Here is a 15,639-nt window from a genome sequence, read left to right as displayed (position 1 = left end):
GCGATAAATCGGCCCGGCGAGGCCTCGCCCCCGCGAATCGGACGTGATCGGAGCGAATTGAATGACGCTGACGAAAGTGGCCCTGACCATCGTGGCGACCGCGCTGACGCTGACCGCGGCGCACGCTCAACAAAGCCCGATGCCCGACGATATCGCCTGGAAGCTGATCGAGATCGGCCGGGCGATCGATCCGCCGAAGACCGCTGCGATCTACGCTCCGCTGCAAGCCAGGGAACCCTACGCCGAGGTCAAGGTGCAGCGCGACGTCAGGTACGGCACGGCCGAACGCAACCTGCTCGATGTGTTCACGCCGGACAGCGCGGCCGCGCCGCGCCCGATCCTGATCTTCGTGCATGGCGGCGCCTTCATCGGCGGCAACAAGCGCACCACGCCCGACAGCCCGTTCTACGACAACATCATGCTGTGGGCTGCCAGAAGCGGCTTCGTCGGCGTCAACATCACCTACCGCCTGGCGCCGAAATTCCCCTGGCCCGCGGGTGTCGAGGACGTCGCCAGCGCCGTGCAATGGGTCGCCGCCCACGCCGCCGAGAACGGCGGCGATCCATCGCGCGTCTACCTGATGGGCCATTCCGCCGGCGCGGTGCATGTCGCGACCTATGTTGCGCATCCCGAATTCCACAAGGTCGGTGGCGGCGGGCTCGCCGGTGCGATCATGGTCTCCGGCGTCTACGACCTCACCGCGACGCCGCTCGGCGACCAGGAGATGGCCTATTTCGGCACCGATCCCTCGCGCTTCAAGGAGCGCTCCGCACTATCAGGCCTGCAGGCCCAGCCCCTGCCACTGCTCATCGCCTCCGCCGAACTCGACCCGCCCCGCTTCGTCGAGCAGTTCGAGCTGCTGAAGCAGGCCGCCTGCAAGCGTCCATCCGGCTGCGCCCGCGCGGTGATGCTGCCGCAGCACAGCCACATGTCGGAGGTGTATGCGATCAACACCGGTGATGACCGGCTGACGCGGGAGATCTTGGAATTCATGCAGACGGGCAAATAGCGACGAACGGCATGCTGCTTTTTGCCGGCTCTCTGAAGGTTTGACCTGCAGCCAAGTTCTCTCGTTTGTGGATGTGCGCCGACGCGGCAAGGATTGCTCTTGCTGCCAATGTTAATACTTTCTGCTCTCACAGGCAAAAGTTCGAAGAGTTCGAGATGGAAGAATCGCGAAGACGAACCGCAAATGATCCCCGTGGGACCCCTGAGATCATTTCAGCGCTCCGCGACTTGTATCTTCAAGACAAGGACGATGAGGAGTGCGCGATTGCTGTTCTGCATGGGCGTGGTTCCTCAGTTGAATTTGACGCCGCGGCAGCTCTTTGTCGGGGAGCCTCACAGGCCGAGCGTGTCCTCGGAGCAGACATCCTGGCCCAACTCGGTTGGAGTGATCGTACATTTCTCGAGGAGTCAGTAGATATCCTCCTTTCGATGCTGAATGACCCCGATCCAATGGTTATTGGCGCCGTGGGCGTTGCGCTGGGACATAGGAACAGTGCCCGGGCGATCGCTCCGGTGTTGAAGCAGATCAGACATCCCAGTCGTCACGTGCGTTGGGGTGCGGTTCATGCATTGTCTCGCCACGACGATCTGGACGCGGTGCAAGGTCTGATCGAACTGACAAAGGATAACGAAACGGACATTCGAGACTGGGCGACATTCGGATTGGCGCAGCAGACAACTCTGGACACACCACCCCTGCGAGACGCCCTCTTCGAGCGGACCGAGGATCCGGATGCCGAAATCCGAGGGGAGGCTTTGATCGGACTTGCGGCGCGTCATGACCAGCGCGTCCTTGATCCACTCGCACGAGAGCTATCAGGAGATTTTTACGGATCGTGGTCATTGGAGGCAGCAAAGCTGATCAAGTCACCGAGCCTGTGTCCGTTGCTGGCATCACTCAAAGAACGATTGACGCCGGAGGATTTGTTGGCCTTTGGAGATCAGGTGGATCAGGCAATCGCCGAATGTCGTTCGCCGCCAAGTCGTCGGTAGAGCCCATCGCGAAAATGCTCCCGCAAGACCAAACCCGGCCGCTATCGGCGAGCATCCCGCAAGGCGCTCGGCTCGATGTTGCTGACGCTAACCGCCCCGCTCCTTGCGCAGCTTCGCCCAGTAATCCAGCCGCTTCCTGATCTCACGCTCGAAGCCGCGTTCGGGGGGATCGTAGAACTGCTGGCGTCCCAAGGCCTCGGGGAAATAGTCCTGCCCCGAAAACGCGTCTGGCGTGTCGTGATCGTACTGATAGCCGGCGCCGTAGCCCTCGCCCTGCATCAGCTTGGTCGGCGCATTGAGGATGTGCTTGGGCGGCAGCAGCGAGCCGCCTTCTTTCGCCAGGCGCTTGGCGGCGCCGAAGGCCTTGTAGGCGGCGTTGGATTTCGGGGCGGTCGCGACGTAGATCACGGCCTGCGCGATCGCGAGCTCGCCTTCGGGGGAGCCGAGGAAATCATAGGCGTCCTTGGCGGCGTTGGCGATCACCAGCGCCTGCGGATCAGCGAGGCCAATGTCCTCGACCGCCATGCGCACGATGCGGCGGGCGAGAAACAGCGGGTCCTCCCCCGCGTCGAGCATGCGGGCGAAGTAGTACAGCGCCGCATCGGGATCTGAGCCGCGCACCGATTTGTGCATGGCCGAGATCAGGTTGTAGTGGCCGTCGGCGGACTTGTCGTAGATCGGCGCGCGGCGCTGCAGGATCTCCTGCAATTGGACCGCATTGAAGATCTCGTCCTTGCGTGCCGAGCGCCAGACCTCTTCCGCCAAGGTCAGCGCGGCGCGGCCGTCGCCGTCGGCCATGCGGATCAGCACGGCGCGGGCCTCGTCGTCGAGCGGCAGCTTGCGGCCTTCGACCGCTTCGGCATTGCTGTAGAGCTTCTCGATCGCGGCGGCATCCAGCGACTGGAACACCAGCACGCGCGAGCGCGACAGGAGCGCGGCGTTGAGCTCGAACGAGGGGTTTTCCGTGGTTGCGCCGACCAGCACGACGGTGCCGTCCTCCATAACCGGCAGGAAGGAGTCCTGCTGGGCGCGATTGAAGCGATGCACCTCGTCGACGAACAGCAACGTGCCCTGCCCGGTCTCGCGTCTGATACGCGCGGCGTCGAACACCTTCTTCAGATCGGCGACGCCGGAGAACACCGCCGAGATCTGCTCGAAATGCAGCTCGGTGGCGTCCGCGAGAAGCCGCGCCACGGTGGTCTTGCCGGTGCCGGGCGGCCCCCAGAAGATCAGCGAGCCCAGCGTGCGTGTCTCCAGCATGCGCGTCAGCGCGCCGTCGGGGCCGAGGATGTGATCCTGCCCGACGACGTCGGACAGTTTGTGCGGGCGCAGCCGCTCCGGCAGCGGCCGCGGCGCGTCGTGCTCCATCCCCGCCGCGGCGAAGAGGCTTGGGCCTCCATGCTGGGGACGTTTCGGACTCATCCGCCGAGCGTGACGTTGATCTGCTGGCCGCCGCGCAGCACGGTGATGCGCCAGAGGCGAGCCTGCTCACGCGCGGCCTTGTCGAGATCGGCCGTCTTGGCGATCTTCTGGTTGTTGACCGCCATGATCACGTCGCCCTTCTGGAAGCCGACATTGGCCGCCGTGGTGCCGTCGCCAGGCTCGAGGATGACGACGCCCTCGGTGTCGGCATCAAGATGCAATTCGTCTGCGACCGCCGGCGAGATGTTGGCGACCTTGGCGCCCTGGAACGGCGAGCGGCCGTTGATAACCATCTCGTTGCGGCCCGTATCGGGGGCCGTCTCCAGCGCGACCGCGACCTTGACCGGCTTGCCGCCGCGCTGCACCTCGATCTGGGCGGTGCCGCCGAGCGGACGCGTCGCGAAGCGATAGTCGAAGGCGTTGGGATCATCGACGCTCTGGCCGTCGATCGACACGATCAGGTCCGACGACTTGATGCCCGCCTTGGCCGCCGGGCTGTTCGCCGTCACGCTGGCCACCAGCGCGCCGGTCGGCGAGCGCAGGCCGAGGCTCTCGGCGATCTCGGGCGTCACCGCCTGCAGCCGCGCGCCGAGCCACGGACGCTTCACCGCCTTGCCGCCGCCCTTCGCCGAGGCCACCACCACGCGCACCATGTTTGCGGGAATGGCGAAGCCGATGCCCTGCGAGCCGCCGGACTTCGAGTAGATCGCAGTGTTGATGCCGGCGAGACGGCCGTTGATGTCGACCAGCGCGCCGCCGGAATTTCCGGGGTTGATCGCGGCGTCGGTCTGGATGAAGAACTGATAGTCGGTGATGCCGACCTGGGTGCGCGCCAGCGCCGAGACGATGCCGTGGGTCACCGTCTGGCCGACGCCGAACGGGTTGCCGATCGCCAGCACGATGTCGCCGACCAGCAGATCATCGGAATTGGCGAGATCGAGCGTCGGGAACTGCTCCTTGGCGCCCTTCAGCCGGAGCACGGCGAGGTCGGTCCGGCTGTCCTTCAGCACGATCTCGGCCTCGAACTCGCGCTTGTCGGACAGCGAGACCTTCACCTCGTCGGCGCCGTCGATGACATGCACGTTGGTCACGACGAGGCCGGACGGATCGATCATCACGCCCGAGCCGAGCGAGCGCTGCATCTGCTCCTGCGGCCCGCCCTGCAAACCGAAGAAGCGGCGGAACACCGGGTCGTCGAGGAAGGGATTGCGGTTCTGTACCATCTTGGCGGCGTAGACGTTGACGACCGCCGGCTGCACCCGCTGCACGATCGGCGCATAGGACAGCCGCAGCTCGGCCTGGGACTGCGGCACGCGCCGCTCCTGCGCCGCGAGCGGAGTGGCGGCCAGCAACGACAACAGCAGGGCCACGGAGGTGCGAATCAACGTCATGCGTAAGAATCCTGGAAAATGACGGCCTCGATATAGGCGGTACGGCCAGTGCGGCCAAGCTCAGGCGGTCTGATGCGGCGTTTTGATGGTCTCGTTGATGGTGTCGGCGACGGGAGCGCAGGACAGCCGGTCCTGGTGGCGCTCGCCCCAGTTCCTGAGCACCTCGATCACCGGCCGCAGGCTCTCGCCGACCTCGGACAGGGTGTAATCGACCCGCGGCGGCACCTCGGCATAGACCTTGCGAATGACCAGCCCATCCTCCTCCAGCGCGCGCAGCTGCTTGGTCAGCATCCGCTGGGTGATGCCGGGCATCAGCCGGCGCAGCTCGCCGAAGCGCTGGCTGCCGCCCTGCAGGTGGTAGAGGATGACCCCTTTCCACTTGCCGTCGATCAGGTCGAGCGTCGCTTCGACTGCGCAGCCGGGGCGGCGGGTGAAATTCTTCCGCTTCATCGCGTTTTGGCCCAATAGTATCCAAACGGGGACTAGTTCCCCATTTTTACAGTACTTGCGAATATGACGCCAGCAGGACAAGTAGCCCCTATCGAAGACCAGCCAGGAGGTTGTCATGAAGGCCGTCGGTTACCAGCAGTCGCTCGTTATCACCGAGGAGCGCGCGCTGTTCGATTTCGAGACCGCCAAACCCGAGCCCCGGGGGCGCGACATCCGCGTCGCGGTGAAGGCCGTCTCGGTCAATCCGGTCGACACCAAGGTGCGCAAGCGCGCCGCCCCGCCGGCCGGCGAGACCAAGATCCTCGGCTACGACGCCGCCGGGGTGGTCGAGGCGGTGGGCCCCGACGTCAGCCTGTTCAAGCCGGGCGACGAGGTGTTCTACGCCGGCTCGATCCTGCGCCAGGGCACCAATGCCGAGTTCCATTTGGTCGACGAGCGCATCGTCGGCCACAAGCCGAAGAGCCTGTCGTTCGCCGAGGCCGCCGCCCTGCCGCTGACCTCGATCACCGCCTGGGAGCTGCTGTTCGACCGGCTCGGCGTCGTCCCCGGCAAGAGCCTCGATGACCGCACGCTGCTCGTCACCGGCGCCGCCGGCGGCGTCGGCTCGATCCTGATCCAGCTGGCGCGGCGCCTCACCGGACTGACCGTGCTCGCGACCGCCACGCGGCCAGAGTCGCGCGACTGGTGCCTGTCGCTCGGCGCCCATGCGGTGATCGACCACGGCAAGCCGATGAAGGAGCAGATCGACGCCCTGAAGCTGCCGCCGGTGGCCTTGGTGGCGAGCCTCACCCACACCGACCAGCACTACAAGGCGATCGCCGAGTTCCTGGCGCCGCAGGGCAAGTTCGGCCTGATCGACGATCCCGCCGAGTTCTCGCTCGCAGCCTTCAAGGGCAAGGCGATCTCGATCCACTGGGAATCGATGTTCACGCGCTCGATGTTCACGACGCCCGACATGATCGCGCAGCACAACCTGCTCAACGACGTCTCCGACCTGATCGACAAGGGCGTCATCCGCACCACGCTCGGCGACAATTACGGCCCCATCAATGCCAAGAACCTCAAGCGCGCCCACGCCTTGATCGAGAGCAACACCTCGCGCGGCAAGATCGTGCTGGAGGGATGGAGCTGATAGTCTCATAACCTTGTAGGGTGGGCAAAGCAGCCGCCGTCAGGCGGCAGCGTGCCCACCATACATCAGCGCGCGCCGTTGCAAGACGGTGGGCACGGCGCCACTGCGATCTCGCATGTCGAAAGACCGCTCGTCGCCTTTGCCCGCCCTACGGCACCGCCGTCTGCGGCACACCTGTTTCAATTCTGACAACTAACAATCTCGCAGGGTGGGCAAAGGCGCGGCCGCGGTGTCTCCCCATGCGACATCGCAGCGGCGCCGCGCCACCATCGCACTGATGCGAGCGCCGAGCGACGGTAGGCACGCGCCGTCTGCGGCGTCGCTTTGCCCACGCCATCGTTTTCAACTCACACGGCGCGCGCCTCGCATCTCCCCGTCATTGCGAGCGAAGCGAAGCAATCCAGGACGGCGCGTGAAGTCCTGGATTGCTTCGTCGCTGCGCTCCTCGCAATGACGGCTGTGAGAGCGAGTATCACAAGCGCGCTGATCGCGCGAGGAGAGAGGCCGACAACTAACAATGTCGTAGGGTGGGCAAAGGCGCGGCTGCGGTATCTCCCCATGCGAGATCATGGTGGCGCCGTGCCCACCATCGTACTGATGCGTGCGCTGAACGACGGTGGGCACGCGCCGCCTGCGGCGTCGCTTTGCCCCCCACGGCACCGCATCTGCCGCGCAATCTCTTCCGATCCACTTTTCAAACAGCCTTTTTCAAACAGCCTTGTAGACATGCCTCTTCCAGACATGCCGCTTCCTCGATGCCGATTGCACCCGGCACACGCCGCCTCGAGAACCATCGCTCGCAACTAACAGGCGGGAGGCCACCCATGATCGAAGATGCCAGGGCATCCTGGATGCTCCGTCGGCGCGGAGCATGACGAGGGAGCAGAACACGGCTATTGTGACTGGGTGTATTCCAGGGGAGCCCACACCATGATCCATCACGGCGGATGCTTCTGCGGCGCGGTGCGGTTTTCCTGCGCGGGCGCGCCGATCAATGTGCGGATCTGTCATTGCCGCAACTGCCAGAAGGCGATGGGCTCGCCCTACTTCGCCCGCGCGCTGTTCTCCCATGATGCGCTGACGATCCACGGCGAGACTGCGCGCTACGCCTCCTCCGAGGCGCTCGATCGCATGTTCTGCCCGCGCTGCGGCACGCGGCTGTTCTCCTGGCGCAACACCCGCCCGGTGGTCGGCGTGGCGCTGGCCTGCTTCGACGACCCCAATGCCTTCGCACCGACCGAGCACATCTGGGTGTCGGCGAAGATCGGCTGGGTGACGCTCGACGACGGCCTGCCGCAATTTCCGGAGAATCCTGCGTAGCATCGGGGAACCGTCGTGCCTATGTAAGGCCGACACCCGCCCGGAACCTCACTCCTTGAACCTCTCGCTCTACGGCGTCTCCGTCTGGATCCTGCCGATCATCATCGCCATCACCTTCCATGAGGCCGCCCACGCCTTCGTCGCCTGGCGCTTCGGTGACGATACGGCGTTGCGACTCGGTCGCGTCAGCTTCAATCCGATCAAGCATATCGACCCGTTCGGGACGATCCTGCTGCCCGGCATGTTCCTGCTGTCGGGCTCACCGTTCCTGTTCGGCTATGCCAAGCCGGTCCCGGTCAATTTCCGCAACCTGCAGCCGCTGCGGGCCGGCATGATCATGGTGGCGCTGGCGGGCCCGGCGACCAACATCGCGCTCGCGCTGGCGGCGGGACTGGCCTTCCACCTTCTGCCGCTGGTGCCGCCTGCCGCTGCGCAATGGGTTGCCCACAATCTGTACAATGCCCTTTCCTTCAACATCCTGCTCGCGGTGTTCAACATGCTCCCGATACCGCCGCTCGACGGCGGCCGGGTCGCGGTCGGCCTGCTGCCATCAGTCCTGGCACGGCCGTTTTCCCGGCTGGAGCCCTATGGCATGCTGATTCTGATCGGACTTTTGATCATCCTGCCGCTGGCGGGCTCCCAGTTCGGTCTTAATCTTGATCTTGTGTCGGGGCTGCTCCGCGCTACGACCGATTCTCTGAAGCAGCTGCTTCTGTTATTGACGGGCAATGTCTAAATTTGCCCGCAAGGGATGGTAAACGAACGAGCTCCGAGGCAACTCTTGGTCAAAGCCGCTGACATGATGATCGCCCGCCGCGCCGATACGCGCGCCCGCGCAGATTTCGCGACATGGAAGATGATCGCCAAGCTGAACGGCGCCTCCGGGCTGCCTCCGGCCGCGCAGGAGTTCCTGGCGAGCTACAAGACCCGGCTCACCGACATGACGGAGCACGAGGCGACCGAGGCCACCATCCGCGAGATGTACAAGGCCTATTACGCCGAGATGGGCGGCGGCGGCGCGCCGCCCGAGGTCAAGCCGGCCAAGGCCGAGCCCGTGACCGACAACGTCACCGCCTTCCGCAAGCTGCCGCCGAAGCCGAAGGCGGCGCAGAGCGGCCCCGCCACGCACCGCCAGCTGCCGGCGGCGCTGATCTTCGTCGGCCTCTGCGCGGTCTATGTCGCGCTCCGGCTGTATTGGCCTTAGCGAGCTGCGCCCGGGCCGCGGATTGCGCAGCGACTTCAGGCCTTCCCGGGCGGGAAGTTGACGACGACCGACAAGGGAATCTCGTCGTCGGCCGCCTTTGCCGGCGGCTTGGGGAACGGATCCGACCGGCGCACCATCGCCACGGCCTCGCGATCATAGTCCGGATCACCGGATGATTGCGTCACGTCCACCGAGATCACGTTGCCGCGACGGTTGAGCTTGAACGACACCCGGACGCTGCCGCCCTGGGTCTTGCCGGGCGGGTATTTCTGATTCTTCTTGACGATCAGGCTGAGCCGGCGCTGCCAGTTCGTCGTCTGCGGATCGCGGTCCTTGCCCGTGCCGGTGGGATCGGGCGCCTTGACCCGGTCGGCTTCGGGAACCTTGGCATCGAGCGTTCTGCGCGAACTGTCGATGGCCGCATCGTGGGCCTCGGACGCATTGGTCTCGACGGTGGCGACCTTCTCCTCTTCGGTCGGCTTCTTCACGGCCGTCGGCGACACCCTCTGGTCGGCTTCCTCGGTGGTGGTCGGCAGGCCCTTCTGCAGATCGGTTTGCTCGGTCTCGGCCTTCTGCTCGGGGGTCGCGACCGAGGCCGTATCCGCGACGGAATCCGCGCCCGTCGGCAGATCCGAATCCTCCACCTTCGGCGCGGCGATCTCGACGTCGATGACGTCAGCGGCGGTGCCGAGCCCGCCGCCATCGTCGTCCCCGCTCGCCTTGGTCAAGGCGAAAGCCACGCCGCCGGCGTGAAGCACGACGGCCACCAGCCCGGCGACCATCCAGGCCATGCGCGAATTGGTATGGAGAGAGTCGAGCTCGTTCATGGCAGACGCTCGGATCAGGGTTGTGCCGCCGGAGCGGCCTCGCCGGGGGCGCCGGGAACGCGCTCCAGCGCCACCAGCTTGAACTTGTAGCCCGCACTGCGCAGCAGCTCCAGCACCTCCATCACCTCGCCATAGGGCGCCGCGCGATCGCCGCGCAGGAAGACTGTTCGATCATCGGCAGTGTGGTCGGCCATCACCTTGTTGAGCTCGGCCAGCAGGTCGATCCGCTTCACCGGAGTCTCCCCGATCGCCAGCGACAGATCCGGCTTGATCGAGACATAGGTCGGCTTGTCCGGCTTCTTCTGCGGCGTGGCGCTCGACGACGGCAGGTCGATGGGCAGGTCGACGGTCGACAGCGGCGCCGCCACCATGAAGATGATCAAGAGCACCAGGATGACGTCGATGAACGGCGTCACGTTGATGTCGTGGGTCTCGTCGAAATCGTCGTCGAGATCGCCTTCGGAGAGCGAGACGGCCATCGCGTGCTACTCCGCCGCGCGCGCGTGAACGCCGATCTGGCCGCTCTGGCTGCGATCGAGATCGCGCGACAGAAGCCGGCCGGTGGTCCCCGCGGCGCGGTTGACCAGCTCGAGATAGCCCTTCGTGACGCGCGAGAAGTGATTGTAGATGATGACGGCGGGGATCGCCGCCGCAAGCCCGATCGCGGTCGCCAGCAGCGCCTCGGCGATGCCCGGCGCGACCACCGCGAGGTTGGTGGTCTGCGATTTGGAAATGCCGATGAAGCTGTTCATGATGCCCCAGACGGTGCCGAACAGGCCGACGAAGGGCGAGATCGCACCGACGGTCGCGAGCAGGCCCATGCCGGTGCGGACCCGGCGCGCCTCGGCCCGCACGATCTCGGTGAAGCTCGAGGCCGCCCGCTCCTTGATGCCCTCGTCGCTGTTCAGCCCGGCCGACAGCCGCGCCTCGGCGATCGCCGCCTGCAGCAGCACTGCTGCAACGTTCCTGCCCTGGCCGAGCGCGAGCTGCGCCTCGGCGAGTGACTTCGCCGCCGTCAGCTTGCGCAGCGCGCCGACCAGCCGGCTGCGCAGCATGGAGAACTCGATGCTCTTGGCGATCAGGATCGTCCAGCTCGCGACCGACGCCAGGGCCAGCGCGATCATGACGGCTTTGACGACGATGTCGGCCTTGAGGAACATGCCGAGCGGCGACAGCTCGTCGAGCCCGGTGGCAACCGCCTTGCCAGTGCGAACGCCGGTCTCCGTGCTGGCCGGCGCGATCGCCGGCGCCTGCTGTGTCGCAGGGGGCTGTGCCGCGACCGGCTCGACCGTCGCCGGCGGCGGCGCCGACACGTCCGTCGAGATCGCCGGCGCGGTCTGGGTGACCTGCTGCGCGCCCGCCGGCGCCACGAGAGCAACAGTCAGACACGACAGGACGAATGCAAACCTGGCAAGGAACGATGTCATCATATCTCGGCCCATTAGACCTCGGCCCATTGCCGGATCAGATTGTGATAGATGCCGGTGAGCTTGACTGCATCGGGATCGTCCCTCCCGAGGCGTTCCGTCAAACTCTGGATCGCCGTGTCCAGATCGAAGATCATGCTCCGGATATGCGGCTCCCGTATCATGCTCTGCATCCAGAAAAAAGAGGCGACCCGGGCGCCGCGGGTGACCGGCGTGACCATGTGAAGGCTGGATGACGGATACAGCACCGCGTGCCCCGCGGGCAACTTGACTTCGTGCGAGCCGTAGGTGTCCTCGATCACAAGCTCGCCACCGTCATACGTGTCGGGCTCGGCGAGGAACAAGGTCATCGACAGATCGGTGCGGATGCGAAGCCCTGTCAACGGATCGCCGCGCACGGCATTGTCGACATGGATGCCGAAATGGTCGCCGCGCGCGGATGTGTAGCGGTTGAACAGGGGCGGAAAGATCTGCAGCGGGATCGCCGCCGAGAGGAAGCGCGGGTTCTTGGTCAACGCGGTGATGATGCGCTGGCCCAATTTCCGCGCGGCCTCGCCGTCCGGCGGCAACTGCTCGTTGCGCTTGACCATGGCCGACTGCGCCCCGGCCGTCGCGCGGCCGTCCTCCCACTCCGCCGCATCCATGATGCGGCGGAACTCGGCGACCTCGTCCTTCGACAGAACGTCCGGGATGCAGATCAGCATGATCAGAACTTCGCCGTGGTGATGATGTAGAAGGCGCGACCCGGGGCGACGGCGACGAACGGCACCGCGCTCCGATACAGCGTGTCATAATAGAGCTTGTTGGTCAGGTTCTGCGCGTAGAGCTTCATCGTCCAGTTCTTGTCGATCTGCTTCTCGACGAAGGCGTCGAACCGCCAATAGCTCGGGAGCTCGTTGCCGGTGTTGGCCGCGAAGGTGCCGCCATAGACCTTGGAGCGGTACACCGCCGTGCCGCCGACCTCCCAGCCATTGTCGAACTTGTACTTCGACAGCATGCTGAAGGACTGGTGCGCGATGTTGGCGAGCTGCAGCCCGATGTTGGATGCAACGCCGCTCTGCGTGACCTTGGACTGCATCAGCACCAGGCCGCCGAAGATGCTCCAGCGATCGGTGAGCCTGCCCTCCGCCTCGATGTCGATGCCCTGGATGCGGTAGGCCGCGCCTGAGGTGAGGATGCTGTTGACCGTCTCGCGCGCATTGTCCTTGGTGGTCTGGAACAGCGCGCCTGAGACCAGCAAATGGCGATCCACCAGCTCCCATTTGGTGCCGAGCTCGGCCGCCTTGTTGCGCTCGGGCCCGAGCAGGACGGCGGTGTTGGCAGGGACGCCGCCGTAATCGGTGGCGGTGGCGTCGAGCTCGGAGCCGAACGGGTTGGCCGAGGTCGCATAGGCGGCGTAGATGCTGCCGATCGGCATCGGCTTGTAGACCACGCCGACATTGTAGTTGACCAGATCGGCGTTCATCTTGAGATATTTGGGCGAGTTGGTCGACGAGCTCATGTTGTAGCCGTCATAGCGCACGCCGCCGTTCACGATGATGGTGTCCCGCCAGTTCGCGGTGTCCATCACATAGACGCTATTGGTGTTGACGCCGTAGCGCGTCGGGTTGCCGGACAGCGACGGCGTCGTGTTGGACTGGAAATAGGTGTATTGCGGCGAGTACAGGTTGACGCCGGGGACGGCGCCGTTGCTGGTCGAACCGCCACCGGACAATTCCGACGCGAGGCCGGTATAGCGATCGATCGAGATGTTCTCGTTCGAGAACTCCGTGCCGAACACCGCGGTATGCTTGATGCCCCCGGTGTCAAGCTTGAACGTGGCGTCGTTCTGGTTGGCCCAGACGTCGACAGTCTGGTAGCGGCTCTGGGTGCTCGCCGTCGTGGTCCAGAGCAGCGGGTTGGAGCTGGTCGTCACCGGGTTCTGCGGCAGGGTGCCGATATAATTGAGCAGCGAGTGCTCGCCGCGGAACTTGCTGCTCAGCGTGATCGCCTCGTTGACCTTGTATTCCAACGCCCCGGTGCCGAAATCCTGCCGCGCCGTCTGGAAGTCGCGGTTGAGGAAGCCGTACCAGGTCTCGCGCGGAATGCCGGCCGAGGTCACCGGGACGTTGCCCTGCTTGTAGTAGGGCACGCCGAAATCGGGCAGGCCCGACAGGTCGGTGTGGACGTAGTTCGTCGTGATCCTGAGATCCTCGGTCGGCGTCCATTTGGTCGAGAGGAACGTGCCCCAGCGGTCATCGGTGACGTAGTTGCGCCCCGCAACGTTGGAATCCTGGAACAGGCCGCCGGTGCGCACCGAGAAGGTCGGCGAGACCACCTGGTTGACGTCGAGCGTGACCCGCTTCTGCTGATCGGTGCCGAACTCGGTGTCCATCCGCTTGAAGTTGGTGTCACCGGCCTGCTTGGTGACGATGTTGATGGCGCCGCCGGCGGTGCCGCGTCCGGCATAGGACGAAGCCGGGCCGCGCAGGATCTCGATCTGCTCGGTGAAGAAGTTCTCGCGGATCGACACCGCGGGATCGCGGATGCCGTCGATGAAGACGTCGTTGCGGGCATCGAAGCCGCGGATGAAGAAGCGGTCGCCGAACGCGTTGCCGCCCTCGCCCGAGCCGAGCGTGACGCCGGCGGTCGAGCGGCCGATCTCCTTGAGCGCGGTGACGTGCTTGTCCTCCAGCACCTCCTTGCTCATCACCGTGATGGTCTTCGGCGTGTTCAGCAGCGGCTCGGGAAACTTGCCCGAGGCCTGAACGCGGTTGACCTTGTAGGGCTCGGCCGCATCAGCGTAAGGATTGGCATCGGGCGCGGTCAGCCCGCCCGCGTTCGGGAAGGCCACGGCAGCCTGCTGCGCGCCTTGCTGACGGGCCGCGCGGCGCAGGGCATTGCGGGCGCGGACCTGCTCGGCGGTCGGCTTGGAGGATGTCGGCCTGGCGCGCGCGATCGGCGCATCGACGTTGACGGGCGGCAGATCGGAGGCCGGCTGCGCGTCCGCTGACGACATCGAGGCCACCGCCATCAGGCCGGCGACGGCCGACACTCTGGTGACGAAGGGCCCCTCGCCTCGTCCATCGGTCAACTTCATCGCTGCGCCTGTCCGCAGCGAACGCGGTGCTCTCACCTGTCCCATTTATCTTCACGCGCCCCAGATTTTTCATTCCACGTCGCTGACGCGGATCATTCGCGTTGCAACGATGTGACGTTGGTATCGGGGGCGTTTCAGGGGGTCAATTTGAGGAGCCCTAATTTGGCCTTGAATAGTTCCAGATCAAAACAATTCTAAATGCGCCAACTAATAACGAAGAGGAACTTGAAATCGTTCTAAACAGCGCGATTTCACTCGCGCTGTTGTCGAAGCGCCTCACCTCAAGTCGAGGGACCGGCCGGCTCGTCGCTGCTCGGCGGCTTCATCAGCGAGAACAGTTCATCCACGGTCTGCACCGCGATCCGGCGCACGCGGTCGGAATCGTCGGTGCCGGCGATGCGCACGCCGTTGACGACGGCCCTGATCTCGTCGCGGAAATCGGTCAGGAAGCGCAAGGGGTCGCGCTGCTCATTGGCCACGCGCGCGATCAGACCCGTGACCAGGATCTGGCACGCGAGCATCTTTCCGTTCAACTCTTCCATCGTCCGCTCCACATCGCGTTGTCGTTGCATGCGTCTCGTCGCCATCGCGACGACGCAGCCTGCCGGGTTGAAATCTGACCGATGGTCCGTAGCCGGCATCGCGGCCGTCGGACTGATCCGGTTCTAATCAGCTCTCATCGGGCCCGACAAGACGGCGACATTAGGTCGGATCGCGGCGTTCGCGCGGACGACGAGGCGGCGCATTGCTGCCACGGCCGGCACCGGCGGGCGCAAGGACACGGCTTGCCGCGTCGATGATGGGATATGATGGGAAACGGCTAGTGAAGCGCGTGATTTCGCACGGAGGATGTCGGCGTTCCACCGCACAACTCAGGATCGGAGTTCCGTTTTCGTGGACCGAGGGATCGGCTATTTGCCGACGGCGCCAGCCCGCGGCTCGGACAGCGACTTGATGCGCTGCTTCAGCCCCTGCAGCGTCGCCAGGCTGGTCGCCACCGCGGCATCCGGGACGTCGTGCAGCACGTCGCCGGCGATCGCGTCACGCAGCTCATCGAGATCATCGACGAGCTTGCGGCCCGCGCTCGTGAGGTGCAGCCGATTCGCCCGCCGGTCCCTCGGATCGTGCCGGCGCTCCAGCAATCCCTGCTCCACCAGCCGGTCGAGCAGGCGCACCAGCGAAATCGGCTGCAGCTCCAGCACATCTGCGAGATCGACCTGTGACATTCCTTCCTGCGCGCGGAGCCGAAACAGCACAACCCATTGCGCGCGCGTGGTGCCGCGCTGCTTGGCACGGTGATCAATATAGTTGCGCAGAATGCGTGAGCTTTCGACAAGCTGCGCGATCAGCTGACGTCTGTCGTCCAGCGACATGGCCGTGACCTCC

The 15,639-nt window shown here is 65.1% G+C and carries 16 protein-coding genes; 6 read left to right on the top strand and 10 right to left on the bottom strand.

The genetic code is table 11. The features are described 5' to 3' along the window. Nucleotides 1–61: 61 nt before the first annotated feature. Nucleotides 62–1,009 (top strand): alpha/beta hydrolase, encoded by a 948-nt coding sequence (locus tag QQL87_RS05705; RefSeq protein WP_284416662.1) that lies wholly within the window; start codon nt 62–64, stop codon nt 1,007–1,009. Nucleotides 1,010–1,164: 155 nt separating this feature from the next. After that, complete coding sequence (locus tag QQL87_RS05700; RefSeq protein WP_284416663.1) at nt 1,165–2,001, top strand: HEAT repeat domain-containing protein; 837 nt, start codon at nt 1,165–1,167, stop codon at nt 1,999–2,001. 87 nt (nt 2,002–2,088) lie between these two features. On the opposite strand, the gene QQL87_RS05695 is transcribed toward QQL87_RS05700, so the two are convergent. Genes QQL87_RS05695 through QQL87_RS05685 form a run of 3 tightly spaced genes read right to left on the bottom strand, consistent with a single transcriptional unit; the run spans nt 2,089 to nt 5,264 of the window. Further along, entirely contained in the window at nt 2,089–3,423 is a 1,335-nt protein-coding gene (locus QQL87_RS05695; RefSeq protein ID WP_284416664.1) for a replication-associated recombination protein A, read from the bottom strand. Continuing rightward, complete coding sequence (locus QQL87_RS05690) at nt 3,420–4,814, bottom strand: DegQ family serine endoprotease (protein WP_284416665.1); 1,395 nt, start codon at nt 4,812–4,814, stop codon at nt 3,420–3,422. Before QQL87_RS05690 ends, QQL87_RS05695 begins: the two co-directional genes overlap by 4 nt. Nucleotides 4,815–4,874: 60 nt before the next feature. After that, complete coding sequence (locus QQL87_RS05685) at nt 4,875–5,264, bottom strand: winged helix-turn-helix transcriptional regulator (protein ID WP_284416666.1); 390 nt, start codon at nt 5,262–5,264, stop codon at nt 4,875–4,877. 115 nt (nt 5,265–5,379) lie between these two features. Here QQL87_RS05685 and QQL87_RS05680 point away from each other — a divergent pair, with 115 nt between their 5' ends. From QQL87_RS05680 to QQL87_RS05665, 4 genes are all read left to right on the top strand, one after another. Next, nucleotides 5,380–6,396, top strand: a complete 1,017-nt coding sequence (locus tag QQL87_RS05680; RefSeq protein WP_284416669.1) for a zinc-binding alcohol dehydrogenase family protein — start codon at nt 5,380–5,382, stop codon at nt 6,394–6,396. A gap of 930 nt (nt 6,397–7,326) precedes the next feature. Beyond that, nucleotides 7,327–7,716, top strand: coding sequence for a GFA family protein (locus QQL87_RS05675; protein ID WP_284416670.1), 390 nt, complete (start codon nt 7,327–7,329; stop codon nt 7,714–7,716). Nucleotides 7,717–7,771: 55 nt separating this feature from the next. Beyond that, on the top strand, nt 7,772–8,452 hold the full coding sequence (locus tag QQL87_RS05670; protein WP_284416671.1) for a site-2 protease family protein: 681 nt from the start codon (nt 7,772–7,774) through the stop codon (nt 8,450–8,452). Nucleotides 8,453–8,515: 63 nt separating this feature from the next. Then, a complete protein-coding gene (locus QQL87_RS05665; protein ID WP_284416861.1) occupies nt 8,516–8,920 on the top strand; it encodes a hypothetical protein in 405 nt (134 codons plus the stop codon). A gap of 35 nt (nt 8,921–8,955) precedes the next feature. Here the strand turns inward: QQL87_RS05665 and QQL87_RS05660 are convergent, their stop codons facing one another. The 7 genes from QQL87_RS05660 to QQL87_RS05630 all read right to left on the bottom strand — a co-directional run bounded on the left by QQL87_RS05660 (nt 8,956) and on the right by QQL87_RS05630 (nt 15,626). Beyond that, complete coding sequence (locus QQL87_RS05660) at nt 8,956–9,747, bottom strand: energy transducer TonB family protein (protein ID WP_284416672.1); 792 nt, start codon at nt 9,745–9,747, stop codon at nt 8,956–8,958. Between the two features lie 14 nt (nt 9,748–9,761). Beyond that, nucleotides 9,762–10,226, bottom strand: a complete 465-nt coding sequence (locus tag QQL87_RS05655; protein WP_284416673.1) for a biopolymer transporter ExbD — start codon at nt 10,224–10,226, stop codon at nt 9,762–9,764. A 6-nt stretch (nt 10,227–10,232) separates the two neighbouring features. Further along, complete coding sequence (gene exbB, locus QQL87_RS05650) at nt 10,233–11,177, bottom strand: tonB-system energizer ExbB (RefSeq protein WP_284416674.1); 945 nt, start codon at nt 11,175–11,177, stop codon at nt 10,233–10,235. Nucleotides 11,178–11,188: 11 nt separating this feature from the next. Next, entirely contained in the window at nt 11,189–11,878 is a 690-nt protein-coding gene (locus tag QQL87_RS05645) for a Fe2+-dependent dioxygenase (protein WP_284416675.1), read from the bottom strand. A gap of 2 nt (nt 11,879–11,880) precedes the next feature. Beyond that, entirely contained in the window at nt 11,881–14,298 is a 2,418-nt protein-coding gene (locus tag QQL87_RS05640; RefSeq protein WP_284416676.1) for a TonB-dependent receptor, read from the bottom strand. A gap of 236 nt (nt 14,299–14,534) precedes the next feature. Continuing rightward, complete coding sequence (locus QQL87_RS05635; protein ID WP_284416677.1) at nt 14,535–14,795, bottom strand: hypothetical protein; 261 nt, start codon at nt 14,793–14,795, stop codon at nt 14,535–14,537. 369 nt (nt 14,796–15,164) lie between these two features. Beyond that, on the bottom strand, nt 15,165–15,626 hold the full coding sequence (locus QQL87_RS05630; protein ID WP_284416678.1) for a MarR family winged helix-turn-helix transcriptional regulator: 462 nt from the start codon (nt 15,624–15,626) through the stop codon (nt 15,165–15,167). Nucleotides 15,627–15,639 lie beyond the last annotated feature (13 nt).

Origin of the sequence: Bradyrhizobium sp. SSBR45G (assembly GCF_030159255.1) — a bacterium.
In the GTDB taxonomy this organism is placed as follows: Bacteria; Pseudomonadota; Alphaproteobacteria; order Rhizobiales; family Xanthobacteraceae; genus Bradyrhizobium.
Note: the sequence above shows the minus strand (reverse complement) of the source record. Positions and strands in the feature narration are given on the sequence as shown.